At 67.3% G+C, this 21103-nt stretch carries 19 protein-coding genes; 11 read left to right on the top strand and 8 right to left on the bottom strand.

Going from position 1 to position 21103, the window contains the following annotated elements:
- The first annotated feature begins 7 nt into the window (after positions 1-7).
- From V3B30_RS07115 to V3B30_RS07100, 4 genes are all read left to right on the top strand, one after another.
- A complete protein-coding gene (locus tag V3B30_RS07115; RefSeq protein ID WP_100471713.1) occupies positions 8-418 on the top strand; it encodes a hypothetical protein in 411 nt (136 codons plus the stop codon).
- Between the two features lie 170 nt (positions 419-588).
- Positions 589-2166 (top strand): M20/M25/M40 family metallo-hydrolase, encoded by a 1578-nt coding sequence (locus tag V3B30_RS07110; protein WP_262084531.1) that lies wholly within the window; start codon positions 589-591, stop codon positions 2164-2166.
- A 153-nt stretch (positions 2167-2319) separates the two neighbouring features.
- The gene (gene gltX / locus V3B30_RS07105; RefSeq protein WP_262084530.1) at positions 2320-3723 is read left to right on the top strand and encodes a glutamate--tRNA ligase; all 1404 of its coding nucleotides are present in this window, start codon (positions 2320-2322) and stop codon (positions 3721-3723) included.
- Positions 3724-3757: 34 nt separating this feature from the next.
- Positions 3758-4249 (top strand): Fur family transcriptional regulator, encoded by a 492-nt coding sequence (locus tag V3B30_RS07100; RefSeq protein ID WP_004150412.1) that lies wholly within the window; start codon positions 3758-3760, stop codon positions 4247-4249.
- Positions 4250-4334: 85 nt separating this feature from the next.
- Here V3B30_RS07100 and V3B30_RS07095 read toward each other — a convergent pair whose 3' ends face one another.
- The 4 genes from V3B30_RS07095 to V3B30_RS07080 all read right to left on the bottom strand — a co-directional run bounded on the left by V3B30_RS07095 (position 4335) and on the right by V3B30_RS07080 (position 10200).
- Positions 4335-5489: an HlyD family secretion protein gene (locus V3B30_RS07095; protein ID WP_262084529.1), complete on the bottom strand. Its 1155-nt coding sequence runs from the start codon at positions 5487-5489 to the stop codon at positions 4335-4337.
- 8 nt (positions 5490-5497) lie between these two features.
- Positions 5498-7171: an MFS transporter gene (locus tag V3B30_RS07090; protein WP_262084528.1), complete on the bottom strand. Its 1674-nt coding sequence runs from the start codon at positions 7169-7171 to the stop codon at positions 5498-5500.
- On the bottom strand, positions 7171-7737 hold the full coding sequence (locus V3B30_RS07085; protein ID WP_100471717.1) for a TetR/AcrR family transcriptional regulator: 567 nt from the start codon (positions 7735-7737) through the stop codon (positions 7171-7173). Before V3B30_RS07085 ends, V3B30_RS07090 begins: the two co-directional genes overlap by 1 nt.
- A 246-nt stretch (positions 7738-7983) precedes the next feature.
- Complete coding sequence (locus V3B30_RS07080; RefSeq protein WP_262084527.1) at positions 7984-10200, bottom strand: TonB-dependent receptor; 2217 nt, start codon at positions 10198-10200, stop codon at positions 7984-7986.
- 135 nt (positions 10201-10335) lie between these two features.
- On the opposite strand from V3B30_RS07080, the gene V3B30_RS07075 reads away from it, so the two are divergent.
- A complete protein-coding gene (locus V3B30_RS07075) occupies positions 10336-10749 on the top strand; it encodes a MerC domain-containing protein (RefSeq protein ID WP_008264835.1) in 414 nt (137 codons plus the stop codon).
- A gap of 110 nt (positions 10750-10859) precedes the next feature.
- A complete protein-coding gene (locus V3B30_RS07070; RefSeq protein WP_100471719.1) occupies positions 10860-11039 on the top strand; it encodes a 30S ribosomal protein THX in 180 nt (59 codons plus the stop codon).
- Positions 11040-11138: 99 nt separating this feature from the next.
- Here the strand turns inward: V3B30_RS07070 and V3B30_RS07065 are convergent, their stop codons facing one another.
- From V3B30_RS07065 to V3B30_RS07055, 3 genes are all read right to left on the bottom strand, one after another.
- Positions 11139-12389, bottom strand: coding sequence for an ectonucleotide pyrophosphatase/phosphodiesterase (locus tag V3B30_RS07065; RefSeq protein ID WP_100471720.1), 1251 nt, complete (start codon positions 12387-12389; stop codon positions 11139-11141).
- Between the two features lie 262 nt (positions 12390-12651).
- The gene (locus V3B30_RS07060) at positions 12652-13143 is read right to left on the bottom strand and encodes a methylated-DNA--[protein]-cysteine S-methyltransferase (RefSeq protein WP_262084526.1); all 492 of its coding nucleotides are present in this window, start codon (positions 13141-13143) and stop codon (positions 12652-12654) included.
- A complete protein-coding gene (locus V3B30_RS07055; protein WP_329809643.1) occupies positions 13140-14618 on the bottom strand; it encodes an AlkA N-terminal domain-containing protein in 1479 nt (492 codons plus the stop codon). Before V3B30_RS07055 ends, V3B30_RS07060 begins: the two co-directional genes overlap by 4 nt.
- Positions 14619-15053: 435 nt before the next feature.
- On the opposite strand from V3B30_RS07055, the gene V3B30_RS07050 reads away from it, so the two are divergent.
- From V3B30_RS07050 to ubiM, 4 genes are all read left to right on the top strand, one after another.
- Positions 15054-16217 carry a hypothetical protein gene (locus tag V3B30_RS07050; RefSeq protein WP_100471723.1) on the top strand — a complete coding sequence of 388 codons (1164 nt, stop codon included), beginning with the start codon at positions 15054-15056 and terminating at the stop codon, positions 16215-16217.
- A 58-nt stretch (positions 16218-16275) separates the two neighbouring features.
- The gene (locus tag V3B30_RS07045; RefSeq protein WP_100471724.1) at positions 16276-16821 is read left to right on the top strand and encodes a DUF4019 domain-containing protein; all 546 of its coding nucleotides are present in this window, start codon (positions 16276-16278) and stop codon (positions 16819-16821) included.
- A gap of 11 nt (positions 16822-16832) precedes the next feature.
- Entirely contained in the window at positions 16833-17222 is a 390-nt protein-coding gene (locus V3B30_RS07040) for an MAPEG family protein (RefSeq protein ID WP_100471725.1), read from the top strand.
- Positions 17223-17302: 80 nt separating this feature from the next.
- Positions 17303-18478 carry a 5-demethoxyubiquinol-8 5-hydroxylase UbiM gene (gene ubiM, locus V3B30_RS07035; RefSeq protein WP_262084524.1) on the top strand — a complete coding sequence of 392 codons (1176 nt, stop codon included), beginning with the start codon at positions 17303-17305 and terminating at the stop codon, positions 18476-18478.
- Positions 18479-18489: 11 nt separating this feature from the next.
- On the opposite strand, the gene V3B30_RS07030 is transcribed toward ubiM, so the two are convergent.
- Positions 18490-18711, bottom strand: a complete 222-nt coding sequence (locus V3B30_RS07030; protein ID WP_014036469.1) for an RNA-binding S4 domain-containing protein — start codon at positions 18709-18711, stop codon at positions 18490-18492.
- A 264-nt stretch (positions 18712-18975) separates the two neighbouring features.
- Here V3B30_RS07030 and V3B30_RS07025 point away from each other — a divergent pair, with 264 nt between their 5' ends.
- Entirely contained in the window at positions 18976-20922 is a 1947-nt protein-coding gene (locus tag V3B30_RS07025) for a DEAD/DEAH box helicase (protein WP_100471727.1), read from the top strand.
- The last annotated feature ends 181 nt before the right edge of the window (positions 20923-21103 follow it).

The following is a 21103-nucleotide window of genomic DNA, read 5'->3' as shown; positions in this document are numbered from 1 at the left end:
GCACGCCATGAGCTGGCGCCAGGGCTTGCGGCAACGGGCACGGCAGGGCATTCCGGCCCTGCTGGAAGTGGATGCACTGCTGCAGGCACATGGCGTGCTGGCGGCCCTGCCGGGGGCACGGATCGCCCCCGGCCTGGTCCGCTTCCAGCTGGCGGCGGTGACCTGCGAGGGATTGCAGGGCAACGGGCTGGACTGGTTGCAGGGCGCGCGGCAGGGACGCGGCGCGCTGGCTGGGCGGGTGCCGCGCTACCGGCCATGGAAGGCCGGGGCGGAGGCACTGGCCGAGATCGGCATCGGTGGCCTGCCTGATGACTGGCCTGCACATGCGGCGGTGTACGGCTGCAGCAGCATCGACCGGCGGCACTGGTTGCTGCTGCTGCCGGAACGGGCGCAGTTGTGGCTGGGGTGGAGTGGGTGAGGTGGCGTGGCAGGTGCGAACCAACCACTCGCCTGTGGGTGCGAACCTTGGTTCGCACGCTTCCGCGCCGCCCATGACCGATGGGACGGTATCGGCGCGCCCCTGCTGGCTAGACTCGATGGGTTGATGAGCAGGCCGGAAGGCAGGGGTGCGATGTGATGAAGTGGGGCATGTTGGCGGTAGCGCTGGCGATGGGTGGCAATGCAGGCGCGCAGCAGCGCGAGACGGTGGACCTGGACATGGTCAGCCGCATCCGCCAGGAGGCCTTCCACCGGTCGCAGGTGATGGATACCTTCAGCTATCTCACCGAGCGCATCGGCCCGCGGCTGACCAACTCGCCGGCGATGGGCCGCGCCAACGCGTGGACCCGTGGCAAGTTCAACGAATGGAAGCTGGACAACGTCCACGACGAAGCCTTCGATGACTTCGGTCGTGGCTGGGAGTTCACCTCGGCCAGCGTGGAGATGCTGGGTGACCGGGTGCAGCCGCTTCACGCGCTGCCCAAGGCCTGGACGCCGGGTACCAACGGGCCGGTCGAAGGCGAACTGGTGCAGGTCGAGATCAAGAAGCCCGAGGACATCGAGAAGTACCGCGGCAAGCTGCGCGGCAAGATCCTGCTGCTGGGCGAGGCGCGCGAGTACAAGCGCGGCACCGAGGCGGATTCGCATCGCCACGATGCCACCTCGCTGGAAGGTCTGCAGGAGTTCACCCTGCCCAAGGACAAGGACGCCACTGCCGAACATGCCAAGCGGGTAAAGGAGTACCAGGAGCGCCAGCAACTGGCGGCCAAGGTCAATGCGTTCTTCGTGGAAGAGGGCGCGCTGGCCTCGATCAGCATCAGCAGCTGGGACAACGGCATCATCCGCGTTGCCGGTGGCGGTTCACGCAAGGCCGGTGAGTCGGTGGGCATTCCCGAGCTGGCGATGATCAGCGAGCACTTCAACCCGCTGGTGCGTGCGTTGGAGTCCAAGCAGGCGGTGCGCCTGCGCGTGGATGTGGCCGCGCGCTTCACCGACGAGGCCGACCAGCCGGGTTACAACACGCTGGCCGAGATCCGTGGCAGCAGCAAGCCTGATGAAGTGGTGATGATCGGTGCGCACCTGGATTCCTGGCACAGCGGTACCGGTGCGGCCGACAACGCGGCTGGCGTGGCGGTGATGATGGAGGCGATGCGCATCCTCAAGGCTACCGGTGCCAAGCCCAAGCGCACCATCCGCGTGGCGTTGTGGAGCGGCGAGGAGCAGGGCCTGGTCGGCTCGCAGTCCTATGTGGCCAAGCACTTCGGTCGTTTCCCGGAACCCACCGACCCGGCGCAGAAGGCGCTGCCGGCCTCGCTGCGCGAGCCAACCGGCGCGTTGCAGAAGACCCGCGATTACAGCAAGTTCCAGGTCTACTTCAACATGGACAACGGCTCCGGCCGATTCCGTGGCATCTATGCGCAGGAGAACCTGGCGGCGATGCCGATCTTCGAAGCCTGGCTGGCCCCGTTCCATGACGTCGGCGCTACCACCGTGGCGACCCGCAACACCGGCAGCACCGACCACATCAGCTTCGACCGCATCGGCCTGCCGGGCTTCCAGTTCATCCAGGACCGGCTGGACTACTTCACCAACGTCCACCACAGCCACCTGGACACCTGGGACCACGCGGAACCGGAAGACCTGAAGCAGGCCGCCGCCGTCGTCGCCTCCTTTGCCTACAACGCCGCGATGCGCGAGCAGTCCTTCCCGCGCAAGGTAGAACCGTAAAAGGGGACGGAGGGGATTAAGTCGTATCTCCCCTCCGTTTCCCGGTTGCAGGACCAGCGGCTGGGCAATCGCGACTTAATCCCCTCCGTCCCCTTTTTCCGTCGGGGGCGGAGGGCTGGTAAAATCGGGGGATTCCCGTTCCTCGAGCCGTCCATGACCTGCCGCACCCGCTTCGCCCCCAGTCCCACCGGCTACCTGCACATCGGTGGTGCCCGCACTGCGCTGTACTGCTGGCTGGAGGCCCGCCACCGTGGCGGCGAGTTCGTGCTGCGCATCGAGGACACCGACCGCGAACGCAGCACCCAGGGCGCGATCGACGCCATCCTGGAAGCGATGGAGTGGCTGGGGCTGGACTACGACGAGGGTCCCATCTACCAGACCGACCGTGTCGCCCGTTACCAGGAAGTGGCCGAGCAGCTGATCGCCGACGGCAAGGCGTACTACGCCTATGAAACCCGCGAAGAGCTGGACGCAATGCGTGAGGCTGCCATGGCCAGGCAGGAGAAGCCGCGTTACAACGGCGCGGCGCGCGAGCTGGGCCTGCCGTACAAGGACGACCCGAACCGCGTCATCCGCTTCAAGAATCCGCTGGAAGGCACGGTGGTGTTCGACGACCTGATCAAGGGCCGCATCGAGATCGCCAACAGCGAGCTGGATGACATGGTCATCTTCCGCCCGGACGGCTACCCCACCTACAACTTCGCGGTGGTGGTCGACGACTGGGACATGGGCATCACCGAGGTCATCCGCGGCGACGACCATATCAACAACACCCCGCGCCAGATCAACCTGTACGAAGGCATCGGCGCGCCGGTGCCGAAGTTCGGCCACATGCCGATGATCCTGGACGAGCAGGGCGCCAAGCTGTCCAAGCGCACCGGCGCAGCCGACGTGATGCAGTACAAGGACGCCGGCTACCTGCCCGACGCGCTGCTGAGCTACCTGGCCCGCCTCGGCTGGTCGCACGGCGACCAGGAGCTGTTCAGCCGCCAGGAGCTGATCGACCTGTTCGACGTGAAGGACTGCAACTCCAAGGCCTCGCGCCTGGACATGGCCAAGCTGGGCTGGGTCAACCAGCACTTCCTGAAGACCGAGGACGTGGCCGCGATCGTGCCGCACCTGGTCTACCAGCTGCAGAAGCTGGGCCTGGACGTGGCCGCCGGCCCCGCCCCGGAGGACGTGGTGGTCGCCCTGCGTGAGCGCGTGCAGACCCTGAAGGAAATGGCCGAGAAGGCGGTGGTCTGGTACCAGCCGTTGACCGAGTACGACGAAGCGGCGGTGGCCAAGCACTTCAAGGCCGGCGCCGAGGTGGCGCTGGGCAAGGCCCGCGAGCTGCTGGCAGCCCTGCCGGAATGGACCGCCGAATCGGTGGGCGTGGCCCTGCACGACGCGGCTGCGGCGCTGGAGATCGGCATGGGCAAGGTGGCCCAGCCGTTGCGCGTGGCCATCACTGGCACCCAGGTCAGTCCTGACATTTCCCATACCGTTTACCTGGCCGGCCGCGAGCAGGCCTTGAAACGCATTGATGTGGCCATCACCAAGGTAGCAACGGCCTGAGGCATCCTTGCCAGGCCCGAACCGGAGAACACGCATGCCCGCCAAGACCGCCACTGCCTGTACCGCCCCGCACCACCACGTCCACGACGCGTCGGATTTCGTGGCGGTGGTCGAGCGTGTCTCGCGCGAACGCGGGCTGCGCCTGACCCCGATCCGCGCCAATGTGCTGAAGCTGATCGCCGAGGCCGGCAAGCCGGTCAAGGCCTACGAGCTGCTGGAATGGGTTCGCAACGGCAAGGGCGTGGGCGCTGATGCCCCGCCCACCGTGTACCGCGCGCTGGACTTCCTGATGGCCAATGGCTTCGTGCACAAGCTGGAGTCGGTGAATGCGTTCGTGGCCTGCCACCATCCCAGCAGCGCCGCGCACTCGGTGCCGTTCCTGATCTGCAACAGCTGCCACAGCGCGGTGGAACTGGAAGACCGCGAGATCGTCACCCAGCTGGAAAAGCGCGCCAAGGAGCTGGGCTTCCAGCCGCAGGCACAGACCCTGGAAGTGCACGGCCTCTGCGCGCGCTGCGCAGGCTGAGGACGGGCGGGAGCGGGGTCAGATTCCTTTGCCATTGGCAAAGGAATCTGACCCCGTTTCATATCGGCGCAACCGGGCGTGCACCCTAATCCATCGGCTTGGTCGCAGTATCCACGCGCGCGATCACCGACATGCCCGGCCGTAGCCTTGCCGCCAGTTTCTGGCCGGGATCAATCGAGATCCGCACCGGTAGCCGCTGCACCACCTTGGTGAAGTTGCCGCTGGCATTGTCCGGGCGCAGTACGCTGAACTCCGACCCGGTGGCCGGTGCGATCTCTTCCACGCGGCCCCGCAGCACCTGGCCCTGGAACGCGTCCACCGAGAACGTGGCCGGCTGGCCGATCGCCATGCCCCAGGTCTGGCCTTCCTTGTAGTTGGCCACCACCCACAGCGCGTCAGGCACCAGGAACAGCAGCTGCGAACCGGCGGCGACGTACTGGCCCACGCGCACGCTGGCTTCGCTGATCTGGCCGTCGCGCGGTGCGTGGATCACCGTGTTGGCCAGGTCGATGCGCGCCAGTTCCAGCTGTGCCTGCGCGCTTTCGACCTGCGCCTCCAGGCTCTTGCGCGCGACCCGGGTCGACACCAGCGTTTCCTCGGCGATGCGGATCTGCGCCTGCGACTGCTGCACGCTGGCCTGTGCCGATGCCTGGGTGGTGCGGAACTTGTCGCGATCATTGATCGACACCAGCTGCTGCGCGGCCAGCTCCTCGTAGCGCTTGGCCTCGTTGCGCGAGCGCTGCAGCTCGGCCTGGCCGGCCGACAGCGTGGCCTGCGCGGAGGCGATCTGTGCGCGGTTCTGCGCCTGCGACTGGTCCGAGTTGGCCAGTGCCGCGCGTGCGCTGTCCAGCGTCGCCTGCGCCTGGGCCACACGCTGGGCATAGATGCGGTCATCGATGCGCAGCAGCGGCTCGCCCTGCTTCACATACTGGAAGTCCTTCACCAGCACTTCGGTGACGTAGCCGTTCACCTGTGGTGCCATCACCGTGATCTGCCCGCGCACATAGGCGTTGTCGGTCACCGTTACGGTGCTGGTGAACGGCCACAGGTGCCAGGCGCGCAGGATCAGCGCGATGCCCAGCAAGGCCACCACCACCATCACCACTACGCTGCGTGCGCTGGGCTTGAGGTACTTCGGCGCGACCGCGGGTTCTACCGGCGTTGGCGTGGGGGCCGCGTCGGTCGGAGGCGGCGGGGAAACGTTGTCGGCGTCGTCGGAGCGGGGCGGGACGGGAGGCATGGGGGGACTCAACGGGACGCGGCCGGCGTGGCCGCAGAGGGAAGGGTGGGATGGCGCTTGCGCCATTGCTTGAGCACAGCGGTGCGCAGCGAAAGCAGCAGCAACCAGCACAGGAAGCCGATCGCCAGCCAGCCGCTCAGGGTGAACACATCATTGAAGCCGCGCACGTTGGCTTCGCGGCGCGCGGTCTGCGCCAGCTGCGCGCTGCCCTGCGCGCTGCGCAGCACCGGGTCGGTGATCTGTGCACTGTAGAGCTGCTGCTGGATACGCAGGCGTTGTGCCACCACCGGGTCGGCCGGGTCGAGCTGGCTGGTCAATGCGCTGGAGTACAACTGCTCGCGATGCAGCTGGAAGGTGCCCAGCACCGCCGAGCCGGCCAGGCCGCCCAGCGTCTGCGTGATCGACAGCGTCACCAGGAAGGTGATCATGTGATCCACGCCCTGCTTCAGCGCGGCGGAAATGCCGAGCATGATCAACGGGCCCATGAACATGCCGGCGCCGACAGACGCCAGGAACTGGCTGACGTAGAAGTCGTGCGGCCGGTCCATGCTTGTGCGGTGCTGGTCGAAGAAGGCGGCAGCGCCGAGCAGCAGGATTGCCATCAACAGCTGCGCGATCAGCCGTTTCGGACCGAAGGTCAGCGAGGCACCGGCGATGCCAACGATCACCCCGGCCAGGATCACCACGAACAGCGGGCGCATCTGGTCCGGCCCCATGCCCAACGTGCGCATCAGGTTGACCACGCCGTAGGACTGCTCGGTGGTCAGGAAGCGGATCAGGAACGCGCCGACGATGAAGTGCAGCACCGGCAGCTTCGACAGCCAGCGGATCTGCAACAGCGGATTGCGCCGGTAGTGTTCGATGATGAAAGCGGTGGTGGACAGCGCGATCGAAGTGACCAGCGCCCAGCCCAGCCACGGTGTGTTGAGCCACCAGCGCGTGTAGCCCTGCGCCAGCACGATCACCAGCAGCGCGACGGCCGGCGCGAGCAGGGCGAAGGTGAGGAAGTCCAGCGGCTCGAAGGCCTTCACCTGGATGCCCGGCGGCAGCTTCAGCACCACCACCGCCGCGAACGCGCACAGGGCGAGGCCGGCTTCGAACGAATACAGCTGGTGCCACTGGCCGGTATCGACCAGCGTCGGCGAGACGATCCAGGCGATCGGCACCGCCAGCTGCGAGAGGCCCACGCCCACCACCAGCAGGTTGCCGGTGAACCGCCGTGGCAGCGCCTGCAGCATGTACAGCGTGCCCAGCGTTGAACAGGCCGCGCCAGCAAAGCCGCTGGCAGCACGGGTCAGCATCGTGGTCTCGAAGCTGCCGACGAACAGGTGCAGCACCGCCAGCGCCGCGTACAGGCCCAGGCCGATCTCGGCGAACAGGCGGATGCCGTATTGCTGGCGGAACTTGAAGGCCAGCAGGTTGGCGGTGACATTCACCATCGCATACGCGGCCACCAGCCAGCTGCCCTGGGTCGGGGTCAGGGCCAGCTGGCCCTGCAGGAACGGCAGGTTGGCGGTGACCAGCGCGTTGCCGAGGCCGCCGGTGATCGCCACCAGCAGCGACACCAGGGCATACGCCAACCGACGGTGCGGTGGGTGCCAGGGCATCGATGCCGAACCGGGCATGGTCGGCTTCTCGTGCTCCTCCCAATCCGGAACCGGCTTCAGATACGGCTGGACCATCAGCGGGCCTCGCTGGTTGCTCCCTGGAGACCCCCGCGCAGCAGCTGCAGGGCACGCCCGGCCAACTGGGCACGCTCGTCGCGGGTCTTGCCGCGCAGGGCCGCGCCCAGCATGCCCGAGATCAGTGAAATATCCGTCTTTTCCAGATCAGCCCGGCACAGGCCTGCCGCTTTGGCGCGGGCGATCGGCACTTCCAGCAGGTCGCGCACGGTTTCGCGCGCGGTACGCATGGCTGGCACATCCGAATCGACGGCGCGCCAGTAATCGGCCAGCGCCGGTGAATCGATGATGCGCTGGGCCATGCCCTCGAAAACTTCGAACAGGGCATCGTCGCGGTCGCCGAGCTGTTCAACCTGGCGCCGGATGCGGTCGACCGTGCGTTGCAGCAGCGCCTGGATCAGCGCGGTGCGGTCGGGGAAGTTGCGGTACAGGGTGGCGCGGCCCACCTGGGCGCGTTCGACCACCAGGTCCAGCGGGGCGGTGACGCCATGTTGGCCGAACACATGGTCGGCGGCGTCGAGGATGAGGGCACGGCGGGCAGCGGCATCGGCACGTTGGGCAGTCATGGAATTATTTTCGGACAAAAGTGTCCGTTTGGCGAGACATCGGGTGACGGGATTGTCCGGTTGTTGTCGTACGCACATCTTTGTGATGGGTGTGTGATGGCATCGGTTGAAATGAAAACGGGGGCCCGAAGGCCCCCGCTGCTGGGTACGTGTGGAAGGAGTGGCAGGTAGACCCACGTCCTGCGTGGATGCAGGAGGGGCCGGGCCCTTTCCAGTGGGAAAGGGATCCGACCCTGCCGTGAGCGATCAGAAGAACGCGCGGATGCCGAATGCGACACCACGGCCCGGCAGCGGCGAGTAGTCGCGCAGCAGCGAGGTATGCGGGCGCACTTCGCGGTTGGTCAGGTTGCTGCCATCCAGGAACACCTCGTAGCTGTTGCTCGCGTTGCGATCCCAGCGGTAGGCCAGATGCGCGTCGACCAGGGTGTAGCCATCGCTCGGGGCTTCGTTCTGGGCGACATCCTTCTGGCGGCTGTAACGCACCGCACCGACCGAGGCGCGCCAGCCATCCTTCGACCAGCGCAGGTCGGCACCGACACGGGCCGGAGCGATGCGCGGCAGGTAGCCGGTGTTGGCCAGCTCCACCGTGTAGTTGTGGTTGTGGTCGCCATGCGGCACGGCAATGTCCAGGTCGCGGCTGCCGCTGCCATCCAGCTTGGCCTTCACGTAGTCGCCGAACAGGCGCAGATCCCAGTCACCGGCGCCACCCTCGAACAGGTGCACCAGTGCTTCAGCCTCGGCACCGCGGAACACCGCGTCCTGCTGGGTCCAGGCGCGGACCGGCAGGCCCTCGGTGACGCCGGTGTCGGCCAGGTAGATGAAGTCCTTGAACCTGGTCTGGTAGATCGACGCGGAGAAGTCCAGGCGCTCGCTGTGGGTGTGGATACCCAGTTCCACGCGCTGGCCGCGCTCGGTCTTCAGGTTGGTGTCGCCGATTTCCAACGAGCGGGTGGCGATGTGCGCGCCAGCGGCGTACAGCTCTTCGTTGGTCGGTGCACGCTCGGAGCTGTCCACGCCGATGCGCAGGTCAACGGCATCGTTGAGCTTCCAGATACCGGCGGCAGACAGATTGGTGGCGCCGAACGTGCGGCGGCGGTAGTCGCCGGTCGGGTCCAGCTTGACCTGGTCGTGGCGGCCGCCGAGTTCCAGCTTGAAGGGGCCGAACTGCTTTTCCTGCAGCACGAACAGGCCGATGTTCTTCGTGCCGGTATCCGGTACGAACGCCTCTTCGCCCTTGGCACCGAAATCGCTGTTGCCGAACTGCAGGCCGAAGGCACCGTCCCAGCCGCCGATCTGCTGCTGCACGGCTTCCAGGCGCGCTTCGATGCCACGGTTGGTGAAGCGGGTGGACGGCGTGCCGGCCTCCAGCTCCACGTGCTCATAGTCGGTGTAGGCCACGCGTGCGTTGATGTTCTTCAGGAACGAGACCGGGTTGTAGATGCCGGCCTTGGTCTCGAAGCGGTTCTGCACCATGTCGATGCGCACGTCATGCTCGTCGCCGCCTTCCTCTTCATCGCCATGGTCGTGATCGTGATCGTGGTCATGGCCATGATCATCACCGTCGGCGTGCACGTGTGCACCATTGGGAATGCCGTAGTTGGTGCGGTAGGTGCTGGCCGACACACCGAAGTAGCCGCCTTCGCCCAGCCACGTTGCGCCGACGCCGCCGGCGCGGGTGCGGATCGAGCTGTTGTCCAGACGGCCCCGGCGCGGTTCTTCGCCCTCTGCCGCATCGTGATCATGGTCGTGATCGTGCTCATGATGATCTTCAAGGCTGTCGATCACCGCGTACCCGGGAATGCGGTAGTCGTCGCCGTTGCGGACCAGGCCATCCACATGCAGCACGACATTGCCGCTGACGCCGTCGAGGCGGAACATGCCGCTGCGCTCATTGTTCACCGAATTGCCGCGCAGCTCGGCGCGGCCGCTGAGTGGGCGCTCCGGCAGCTCGCGCGCGATGCGGCCATCGACCACATTGACCGCACCACCAATGGCGCCGCTGCCGAACAGCAGCGTGGCCGGACCCTTCAGCACTTCGATCTGGTCGGCCAGGAACGGCTCGATGCTGGTGGCGTGGTCGGCGCTGACCGTGGAGGCGTCCATGTTGCCCATGCCGTTGGACAGCACGGCCACGCGCGGGCCTTCCTGGCCGCGGATGATCGGGCGGCCGACGCCGGGGCCGAAGAAGGTGCTCTGCACGCCGGGCAGCTTGGCCACGGTATCGCCGAGGGTGCCGGCCTTCTGCTCGTCCAGGCGCTCACCGGCCAGCACGTCCACCGGGCGCGCCAGCGATTCGGCATCGCCCTGCAGCGGCGATGCGGTGACCTGCACCGACGACAGCTCGGTCAGGTGGCGGTCACGATGGGAGGTGTCCTGGCCGGCTGCAAGGGCGACGGATGGCAGCAGGGTGGCCAGGGCCAGTGCCAGGGAATGCGGCTTGAGCCGTGGGGTGTGGGCGGGCATGGACGGGTCCTTTGTTATAATGTATCAATCACGGGGCGCACGAATCCCGTCGATGGGACAGGGGGAGGGAAACCGTGCGGGTCGGAGAGGGATGTTATATTATTCCATAACGATTCGCCGACCCTGCTGGAAGTCATGTCCCTGTCCTCACGCCTGCGCCACCTGCTCGACCGTTTCGGTGCCACTGGTTCGATGCTGTGCGCCGTGCATTGCGCGGTGATCCCCGTGCTGCTGGCGGCGGCGCCGTCGCTGGGGCTGTCGTTCTGGCTGAGCGATGGCGTGGAACAGGCGCTGGTGGTGTTCGTGACCCTGCTTGGGCTGTTCAGCCTGGTGTGGGGCTACCGCCGTCACGGTGCGCTGCGCGCGCTGGGCTTCCTGATCCCCGGCCTAGTCGCGTTGTGGGCCGGTGTGCTGTACGACCCGCTGCATCACAACGCGGTGCCCCATGCGGTGGTGATGACCATCGGCGGCCTGCTGGTGGGCGTTGCCCATCTGGTCAACCTGCGCCTCAACCACGGCCACGTGCACGACGCCAGCTGCGCGCACTAGGTGCGCCGTGGTAGGATTTCCGATCGTGCGCGGGGGCGCCCAGCAAGGCGGCCCCGCCGAACCCGTGTCAGTACGGGGTAACCAGATTTCACACTTGAGGAGTTGAAGACATGGGTAAGGGTGACCGCAAGACCGCCAAGGGCAAGCGCTACAACGCCAGCTACGGCAACGCCCGTTCGCACACCGTGAGCAAGGTCGCCGTAGGCGCCGCCGCCCCGGTTGCCAAGAAGACCGTGGCCAAGGCTCCGGCGAAGAAGGCTGTGGCGAAGAAGACCGTCGCCAAGGCCTGATCGGGCTGACCGACCGGTCCAAGGAAAACGCGGCGCGTGGCGCCGCGTTTTTTTATGCCTGTCCGGCGCGCCGAGCGTGGGCCTGGCTCTACAAACGGATCAGCGCAGCGTCTTCTTCAGCGTCTCCGCATTGCCGTCGTTCGGCGCGGCCGGCACCTGCAGCAGGTGGGCCAGCAGCGGGTAGACGTCGACATTGTCGAATCCGTCGATCACCAGGCCCTGGCGGAACGACGGGCCGCTGGCCACGAATACTGCGCGCATCGACGGCAGGGCATTGTCATAACCGTGCGAGCCCCGGTCCTGATGGATGCGCTTGGCCAGCTTCTGCTGGTGCAGTGCGTCCCAGCCTTCATCCATGTTGCAGATGATGGCCGGAATGCGCGGATGGGTGCCGTAGTGCAAGCGAGCCGGCAGGTTTTCCTTCTTCCAGCACTCGTAGTGCGCGTGGCGGCCGAGCAGGGCACGTTCAGCCTCCGCCTCACGACCGGGCACTGGCGCGAAGCCCACCGACTGGCCTTGGCTGACAGTGCGTGCGATGGCCGGATCGACCATCGATTCGATGGAAATCACCTGGTTTTCCGGCACCGATGCCATGCCATGGTCGGAGACCACGATCACGTTGGTGGTGGCGGCCAGGCCGCGTTGCTGCAGCCCATCGAGCACCTGGCCGACGATAAGATCGGCGCGTGCGATCGCGTCGGCGTACTGCTTCGACTCGGGGCCATGGTTGTGCCCCGCCTTGTCCACGTGCTCCATGTACAGCGTGGTCAGGCGGGGGGCGTCGGCGTCGGTCTGTGCAAGCCAGTCCAGCACGATGCCCGCGCGTTGTTCCAGCGGTTCCTTGCCGTCGTAAACGCGCCACTGGCTCGGGCGCACGCCGCGGATTTCCGATTCGCTGCCCGGCCACGACGTAGTGGCGGTGCGCACCCCCGCGTTTTCCGCGCCGACCCAGATGGGTTCGCCGCCCCACCAGCGGCTGTCGGTCACCGCCTCACGGTTGCTCAGTTCGAACCGGCCGAGGGCGGCGTCGTCCATGCTGTTATTGACGATGCCGTGGTGGTCCGGACGCAGGCCGGTCACGATCGTGTAGTGGTTGGGGAAGGTCAGGGAAGGATAGGACGGCGTCATCCAGCGGGCGCGCACGCCGCCGTCGATCATCCGCTGCAGGTTCGGGGTCAGCCCACGGTCCAGCGCATCGGCGCGCAGGCCGTCGATGGAGATCAGCAGCAACTTCGGTGGTGCAGCCGCAGCGACGGACGTGGGAACGGAGGCGGTAGGGGCGGGCGCAGTGGTGCAGGCAGCCAATGGCAGCAGCAGCGCCAGCGCGCAGGTCAGGCGTACGGAAGTCATCTGCTTATGATAATCCGCTGCAATGACCAAGCCGAGACACTTTGCGCCGAAGGGCGCAGCGTGTCCGCGCGTTTTTCCTGATCCCCGCGCCTGTCCGCGCGCGCCCTTCATCAAGAAGGGGCTTTTCCCCGGACATGTTCCTGATGCTTCCATCCACGCATGGCGTGGACCCACCACGCCATCCCACGGAATGGTGCTGTTGTTTCGGCTGTTGTCGTTGCTGTTGCCTCTGCGGGTGCCGGGCGCCGCCCGGCCGGCCCTCTCAGGCGAACAGCGGGGCCTGGCGTTGTTCCAGCCGCAGCAGCGCAGCCTTGGTTTCCAGGCCGCCACCGAAGCCGGTCAGCGCGCCGTTGCTGCCGATCACGCGATGGCAGGGCAGGATGATCGGCAACGGATTGCGGCCGTTGGCTGCACCTACCGCGCGGGTTGCACTGGGTTGCCCCAGGTGCTGGGCCAGCTGCAGGTAGCTCCAGGTCTGGCCGAACGGAATCAGCGCCAGCGCCTGCCAGACGCGCAGCTGGAATGGCGTGCCACGGGGTACCAGCTCCAATTCAAAGTGGCTGCGCTCACCGTGCAGGAACTGCAGCAGCTGTTCGCGCGCCTGCGGCAATGCATCCGGTGCGTAGTGCCAGCCATCGCGCCCGCGCGCGGGGTGGCGGTTCTCGGGGAACAGCACATGCGAAAGACCATGCTCGTCACCGGCGATGGTCAACACGCCGATCGGGCTGTCGAAACGATCGAACAACAGGGTCATGTCGGTTCTCCAACGAAAGTGCCGGACAGGTGCCACAGGTGCAGCACGGCATAGGCGCGCCACGGGCGCCACGGTTGCGAGCGCGCTTCGGTTGCACGTTCGTTCAGGCGCTGGCCCTGCGCGTGGCCGAGGACTTGCTGCAGCACAAGATCGCCGGCCGGGAAGGCGTCGGGCTGGCCGAGTCCGCGCAGGGCGATGTACTGCGCGGTCCATGGGCCGATGCCGGGCAGTGCAACGCAGCGGGCAACAAATTCTTCCAGCGCCTGGCCGGGCCCGAAGTCGAGCTGGCCGTTGGCGCAGGCGGTGGCCAATGCACGCACGGTGGCGGCGCGGCTGCGCGGCAGGCCGATCGCTTCCAGGGGCGCCTCGGCCAATACCTCGGGTGCCGGGAACTGGCGATCGAAGTCGGACGGCATGCCCGGCAGGTGCGCGCCATAGGCATCGACCAGCCGTCGCGCGAAGGTGGTGGCTGCGGCAACAGTGACCTGCTGGCCGAGCACGGCGCGCACGCCGACCTCGAAGCCATCCCAGCCACCGGGCACGCGCAGCCCCGGGCGCTCGGCGATGCCACGCGCGAGCAATGGTTCTTCATGCAGCGCGGCGTGGACCTGCTGCAGGTCGGCATCCAGATCGAATACGCGACGCACGCGGCGCACGATGTCCGGGATCAGGCGCGGATCCACCGCGCCCAGCTGCAGGCGAAGCTCCGGTCGCTTCGGGTCCGCAGTGACGCGCAGCAGGGTGGGGCGCTCCGGCGTACCGAGCACGCGCTGGTAGCTGTCCTCGCCGATCAGTTCGATGCCGGGCAGGCTGCGCTTGCGCAGGAAAGCCAGCATGCGCGGGAAGTCCAGCGGTGGCCGGTAGCCCAGGCGCAGCACCAGGCCGCCATCGTCGGCGGCCAGCGGTTGATGCTGGCGGCGCAGTGCGGTGGGCGCCATGCCGCAGCCCTGCAGGAACGCGGTATTGAAACGGCGCAGGCTGTTGTAGCCGGCGGCCAGTGCGACGTCGGTCACCGCGAGGGTGGTTTCAGTCAGCAGCTGCTTGGCCAGCAGCAGGCGATGGGTGGCATGGATCTGCCCGGGCGTCGCGCCCAGGTGCTCGACGAACAGACGCTGCAGCTGGCGCGCACTGAGACCAAGCTTCGTTGCAAGAGCGGCTACCGGCTGCTCCTGCAGGAAGCCGCCGTGGATCAAGGCCAGGGCGCGCTGCACGGTCTGCCCGGCCAGTGCCTGTTGTGCCTGGGGTGCCAGTTCCGGGCGGCAGCGCAGGCACGGGCGATAGCCGGCGGCGGCGGCAGCGGCGGCGGTCGGGTAGTAGGTGATGTTGCGCGGCTTGGGTGGCGGCGCCGGGCACACCGGACGGCAATAGATGCCAGTGCTGCGCACGGCGGTGAAGAACACGCCGTCGAAGCGTGCGTCGCGGGCCAGGCGGGCGCGGTCACAGGCGGCGGTGTCGAGGGCGAGGGCGGTGTCCATGGCGCCAGTCTAGGCGGGTGCGGGTGGCAATACTCGCCACATTCGGACATGGATGCTGGAGAGGGTACTGGCAGGGCTTGCAGCCCTGCACCCGCAACGTCAACGTCACCGTCAACGTCTCAATCAAAAGCTGGCAGTCCGTGGGATGGCGGGGCGGTGTGGGCTGGCAGGACACGCCGTAAACCCGTCCATGGGGGCTCGATGGCGCCATCCATGGCGCCAACGGTCCTGCCAGCCCACATCGCCCCCACCTCTGACAGTTGGTCGCTGCAGTTGGTGGGTGCCGACCGTTGGTCGGCACGCTCTGGTGCTGGTGGGTGTCGTCCTTGGTCGACACGCTTCCCCATGGGTCAGAAGGGGTTCAGTGCCACGCGCTGAATGCGCGGCCTGGACGGGTAGACTGTGGGCCTTGCTCCCATCAATCCCGGTTGCCCGATGTCCGCCAAATTCCGCTGGTTGCCCCTGTTGTGCCTGGCCCTGGCGGGCTGCAGTCAGCTGGAGAATCCGGGCAATGTGACCGCTGCCGACAAGGCGGCGCGGGCGCCGGCCAGTGATGGCGAGAACATGGTCTCAATCAATGCCGCCGACGCGCCACCGCCGCCGGCACCGCCGCGCAGCCGGGCGGATCGGCCATGGCCGCAGGCGCAGCTGGAAAATGGTCGTGCGTGGATCAGCTGCAGCACGGAATATGCGGGCGATGCCGGCGACGGTGTCGAGCTGGAAGGCCTGCAGCGCGAGCAGATCAGCCAGGCCCTGGCACCGTGCGCCGAGCGTGGCCTGATGCGCGTGCGTTACGCCGGCAAGATCAACCCGGGCTTCGCCGAAATGATGTGGCGGCTGGCGGTGGTCGCCGATGAACAGAAGATCCACAAGCGCATCCTCGATCTGGATTCCAGCGGTGGCCAGGTGGAATCGGCGATCGTTGCCGGTGACAGCATCGGTGAATCGGGCTGGACCATCTGGGTGCGCGAGGGCGCGATCTGCCACAGCGCCTGCGTGTTCGTGCTGGCCGCAGGTGACAATCGACTGCTGTCGGGCAAGGTCGGCATCCACCGCATGATGCGCATCAGCTCCAAGGCCACTTCGCGCGCCGAGCTCAACCGCGAGCTGCACGAGGTCTACGACAACGTGAAGGACTACCTGCAGCGCAATGGCGTGGCGGTGGGCGTGGCCGATCTGATGATGACCGTGCCGAACCGCAGCCTGCGCCTGCTGACGCCGGACGAGTTGCGCCAGTACGGCCTGGATGGCACCAACGCGGTGCAGGACGATCTGGAACGGATCAAGCAGATGCGTGCCTGCGGTGATGATTTCGTGCAGCGCAAGGACGCTTTCCTGATCGCTTTCGACCAGCAGTGCAAGCGCGAAGGCGCCGATATGGAAGCGATCAACAGCTGCGGCCAGGCCCTGAAGCAGCGCTACGGTTTCCCGGATGCGGTGTGCCCGGAAGAAAGCCCGCTGTCGGAGATCGATGTGGCGACGCTGCCACCGGCTCCGTCCGAGCCGCCGCCGGTGGCCGAGCAGGCGCCGGCAGACACCGGCACGCCTTCTGCGCAGGCCGATGCCGCAGCGGTGGAAAGCAGCCCCAACGCGCGCTGACGAACGGCTCACGGCGCTGGCGTAGACTGCGGTTCTTTCCCTAGAACCGGCGGTGTCCATGAAGCGCGTGCTCCTGCTGCTGTCCCTGCTGCCCGTAACCGCATTGGCGCAGGCACCTGCCCCGGCCACGCCTGCACCGGCCCCGGCACGCCCGGCCCCCGCCTCGCCGGCGGCCGCGAAGCCCGCTACCGCCGGTACCCCCGCGTTGACCGCTGCACAGCAGGCCCAGGTGCAGAAGCAGGATGCGGAAATGGGCGCGGCCGCAATGAAGGCAGCGCAGCTGGTCGATGCCAACCGCGCCGGCGAATTGTGGGATGGCGCTTCGGCCGTCGCGCGCCGTGCGGTACCGAAGGCGGCCTTCGTCAGTCAGCTGGCCACCGAGCGCACGCGCCTGGGGGCACTTGCCGGGCGTGGCCAACCAACCATCACCCGGGTCAAGTACAGCGCCGGTGCCGCAGTGCCGGAAGGGCTGTACATCAACGTCAGCTTCCCGACCCGCTTCGCCAACAGTGCACAACCGGTACGCGAGCTGGTTTCGTTCCGTTTCGACGAGGACCAGGTGTGGCGCCTGGCCGGTTACAGCCTGCGTGCGTCGGCCCCCTGAGGAGAAGAACGATGGCAACTGAACTGACGATGCTGGCCTGGTCGGTGCTGCTGGGCTTCGCCTATATCTTCGCCACCTCCACCGTGGTCACCCGCGAGCGCGGGATGAAGTGGAATGCCTCGGCGCGTGATGGCGAGGCCAAGCCGCTCAGTCCACTGGCCGGTCGCCTGCAGCGGGCCCAGTCCAACTTCCTGGAAACCTTCCCGTTCTTCGCCGCCGCCGCCATCGCAGTGGTCGTGGCCGGGCGCAGCAACGACACCACAGCGCTGGCCGCGCAGGCCTACTTCTGGGCGCGCGTGGCCTATCTGCCACTGTATGCCGCAGGCGTGCCCTATGTGCGCAGCCTGGTATGGCTGGTGTCGCTGCTGTCGATCCTGGCGCTGGTGTTCGCGTTGTTGTGATCCGGGCCTGATCCAGATCAAGGCCGGTCAGGTGCGTGGCGCTATGCTGGCCCGGACTGAATCAACGGCAGGAGGCGCGCATGCGCAGGATGGACGTGGTGGTGGTCGGCGCCGGACCGGCAGGCCTGTGCTTCGCGCGCGCGCTGGCCGGCAGCGGGTTGCAGGTCGGGCTGGTCGAAGTTCAGCCGCGCCAGGCCCTGGCCGAGGCCGCCTTCGATGGCCGCGAGATCGCGCTGACCCATGCCTCGCGGCAGAGCATGGAACAGCTGGGGTTGTGGCAGCGCCTGCCGCAGGCAGAAGTCGCTGAGCTGCGCGATGCCAAGGTGATGAACGGCGGCTCGCCATTCGCGCTGACCTTCGCCAGCAGCCAGGTCGATGGCCAGCCACTGGGTTGGCTGGTGCCCAATCATCTGATCCGCCGCGCTGCCTGGGATGCCGTGCAGGGCCAGGACGGCCTGGAACTGTTCGACGGGCGCAAGGTGCTGGGCGTGCAGGATGCGCAGGGCCACGTGGTCAAGCTCGATGACGGCAGCCAACTGCACGCGCGGCTGCTGGTGGCTGCCGACAGCCGCTTCTCCGCCACCCGCCGCATGCTCGGCATCGGTGCGCAGATGCGCGACTTCGGCAAGTCGATGCTGGTGTGCCGCATGCAGGTCGAGCGCGACCATCATCACACCGCGTGGGAGTGGTTCGGCTACGGCCGCACGATGGCGCTGCTGCCGCTCAACGAGGGCCAGGCATCGGCGGTGATCACGCTGCCGCCGCGGCAGATCGAAGAACTGCTGGCGATGGACGAGGTGGCCTTCGGTGAAGCCATCAGTGCCTGCTTCGAGCACCGCCTGGGCCGGATGCAGCCGGTGGCCACGCCGCAGGCGTATCCGCTGGTGGGGGTGTACGCGCATCGTTTCGTCGGCGAGCGTTCGGCGCTGATCGGCGATGCCGCAGTGGGCATGCATCCGGTCACGGCGCATGGCTTCAATCTGGGCCTGGCCAGCGCACAGCGGCTGGCGCAGGGCATCGTCGCGCAACAGCGCCGTGGCGCCGACATTGCCGCCGCCGGCATGCTGGCCAGCTACCAGCGCGGTCATCGGCTGGCGTCGCGTCCGTTGTACGAAGCCACCAATGCGATCGCCAGCCTGTATACCGACGACCGCCGCCCGGCGCGCCTGCTGCGCGCGGCCGGCCTGCGCCTGGCGCAGGGCGTGGCACCGTTCAGGCAGCTGATTGCCTCGCACCTGACCCAGCGCGTGGCCTGAACAGCTTCAGATCAGCCGGCAGCCAGCACGCGGATCTGGCTGTCGGCGAATTCGACCACCTGGCCTGCGCGGATCTTGCAGGCCTTGCGCAGTTCGACTTCGCCGTCGACCCGCACCTGCCCCTCGCTGATGACCATCTTGGCCTCGCCGCCACTGGTGACCAGGTCGGCCAGCTTGAGCAGCTGCTTGAGTTCGACGTAGTCACCGTCGAGGTCGAATTCGAGAATCTGCATGGAGCGGGGTTCCTGGGAAGAGGGCAGGCCAGCGGCCGGACCGGAAAGAGGGCGCGTATTGTGCGCCAGCACGGGGCAGGACGGCACGCGCACGGAAAGCTGTATGCGTTGTTCAGGATCAATGCGGTATCATTCCGCTCTGAGCGAGTGAAATCTCCTCCGACCGAGCAGCGCCAGGGCACGCGATAAGAAGGGCGCCCAAAGCGCGGACCATCCCTTTTTTATCGCACTGCCAGGAAGACGGCAGTGCCTTCGGAGTTCCCCATGTCCCAAGATTCCCAAGCGCCGCTGCAGTTTGCGCAGCTCGGCCTGTCCGAGCCCGTGATGCAGGCGGTCACCGCCATTGGCTACGAAACTCCGTCGCCGATCCAGGCCGCCACCATCCCGGCGATGCTGGAAGGCCGCGACGTGCTGGGCCAGGCGCAGACCGGTACCGGCAAGACCGCTGCGTTTGCGCTGCCGGTACTGTCCAACATCGACCTGCAGCAGATCAAGCCCCAGGCTCTGATCCTGGCGCCGACCCGCGAACTGGCCATCCAGGTCGCCGAGGCGTTCCAGTCCTATTCGTCGAAGATCCCGGGCTTCCGCGTGCTCCCGGTGTACGGTGGCCAGCCCTACGGCCAGCAGCTGTCGGCGCTGCGCCGTGGCGTGCACATCGTGGTCGGTACTCCCGGCCGCGTGATCGATCACCTGGACCGCAGCACCCTGGACCTGTCCGAGCTGAAGACGCTGGTGCTGGACGAAGCCGATGAAATGCTGCGCATGGGCTTCATCGACGACGTCGAAGCCGTGCTGAAGAAGCTGCCGGAGCAGCGCCAGGTAGCCCTGTTCTCGGCCACCATGCCGCCGCAGATCCGCCGCATCGCGCAGACCTACCTGCAGGACCCGGTGGAAGTGACCATCGCGGCCAAGACCACCACCTCGGCCAACATCCGCCAGCGCTACTGGTGGGTGAGCGGCATGCACAAGCTGGACGCGCTGACCCGCATCCTGGAAGTCGAGCCGTTCGACGCGATGATCATCTTCGCGCGCACCAAGGCCGGCACCGAAGAACTGGCCAGCAAGCTGCAGGCCCGTGGCCTGGCCGCTGCCGCCATCAACGGCGACATGCAGCAGGCCCAGCGTGAGCGCACCATCGCCATGCTGAAGGAAGGCAAGCTGGACATCCTGGTTGCCACCGACGTGGCCGCCCGCGGCCTGGACGTGGAGCGCATCAGCCACGTGCTGAACTACGACATCCCGTACGACACCGAAAGCTACGTGCACCGCATCGGCCGTACCGGCCGTGCCGGCCGCAGCGGCGAGGCGATCCTGTTCGCCACCCCGCGCGAGAAGGGCATGCTGCGCCAGATCGAGCGCGCCACCCGCCAGCCGATCGAAGAGATGCAGCTGCCGAGCGTGGAAGCGGTCAACGACACCCGCATCAACAAGTTCACCTCGCGCATCAGCGAAACCCTTGGCGCTGGCGGCCTGGATTTCTACCGCCAGCTGCTGGAGCGTTTCGAGAGCGAGCAGAACGTGCCGGCCATTGAAGTGGCTGCCGCACTGGCCAAGATGCTGCAGGGTGACACCCCGTTCCTGCTGCAGCCGCCGGTGCGTGCCCCGCGTGAAGAGCGCGCACCGCGCGAACGCTTCGACCGTGGTGACCGCCCGGAACGTGGCGATCGCTTCGACCGCAACGAGCGTGGTCCGCGCTTCGAGCGTGGCCCGCGCCGCGATGACGCCGAAGGTGGTTTCGAGCAGCGTCCGCGCCGCGAGGTTCCGCCGCGTGGTGCGCCGGAGCAGGGCATGGAGACCTACCGCATTTCGGTTGGCCACCAGCACGGCGTGAAGCCGGCCAACATCGTCGGCGCCATCGCCAACGAAGCCGGCCTGGAAAGCCGCTTCATCGGCCGCATCGACATCCACGATGACTTCTCGCTGCTGGACCTGCCGGCACAGATGCCGCCGGACGTGCTGTCGCACCTGCAGAAGGTCTGGGTGTCGGGCCAGCAGTTGCAGATGCGTGCGCTGGCCCCGGGTGAAGACACCAACCCGGCCCCGCGTCCGTTCAAGCCGCGCTTCGACAAGCGTGGTCCGGGCGGCCCGGGTGGCCCGCGTCGCGGTGGCCCGGGCGGTCCAGGTGGCCACGGTGGCGACCGCGGCGGTGACCGCGACAGCCGCCCGCCGCGTCGCGATGGCTTCAAGCCGCGCGGCCCGCGCAGCTACTGATCCGCACCCGCAGCCGTCCAGAACAACGCCAGCCTCCGGGCTGGCGAGAAAAAGGGGACGGAGGGGATTAAGTCGTATATGGCAGGCCATGCGCTTATGCCGGAAACGACTTAATCCCCTCCGTCCCCTTTTTCGCATGGCCCACACATTGCCGGTCATAGGCTGGGCCGGTTCCAGGGAG

It is taken from the genome of Stenotrophomonas sp. SMYL41, assembly GCF_036319965.1.
Classification (GTDB): Bacteria; Pseudomonadota; Gammaproteobacteria; order Xanthomonadales; family Xanthomonadaceae; genus Stenotrophomonas; species Stenotrophomonas maltophilia_R.
This window is presented reverse-complemented; position numbering and strand designations above follow the sequence as displayed.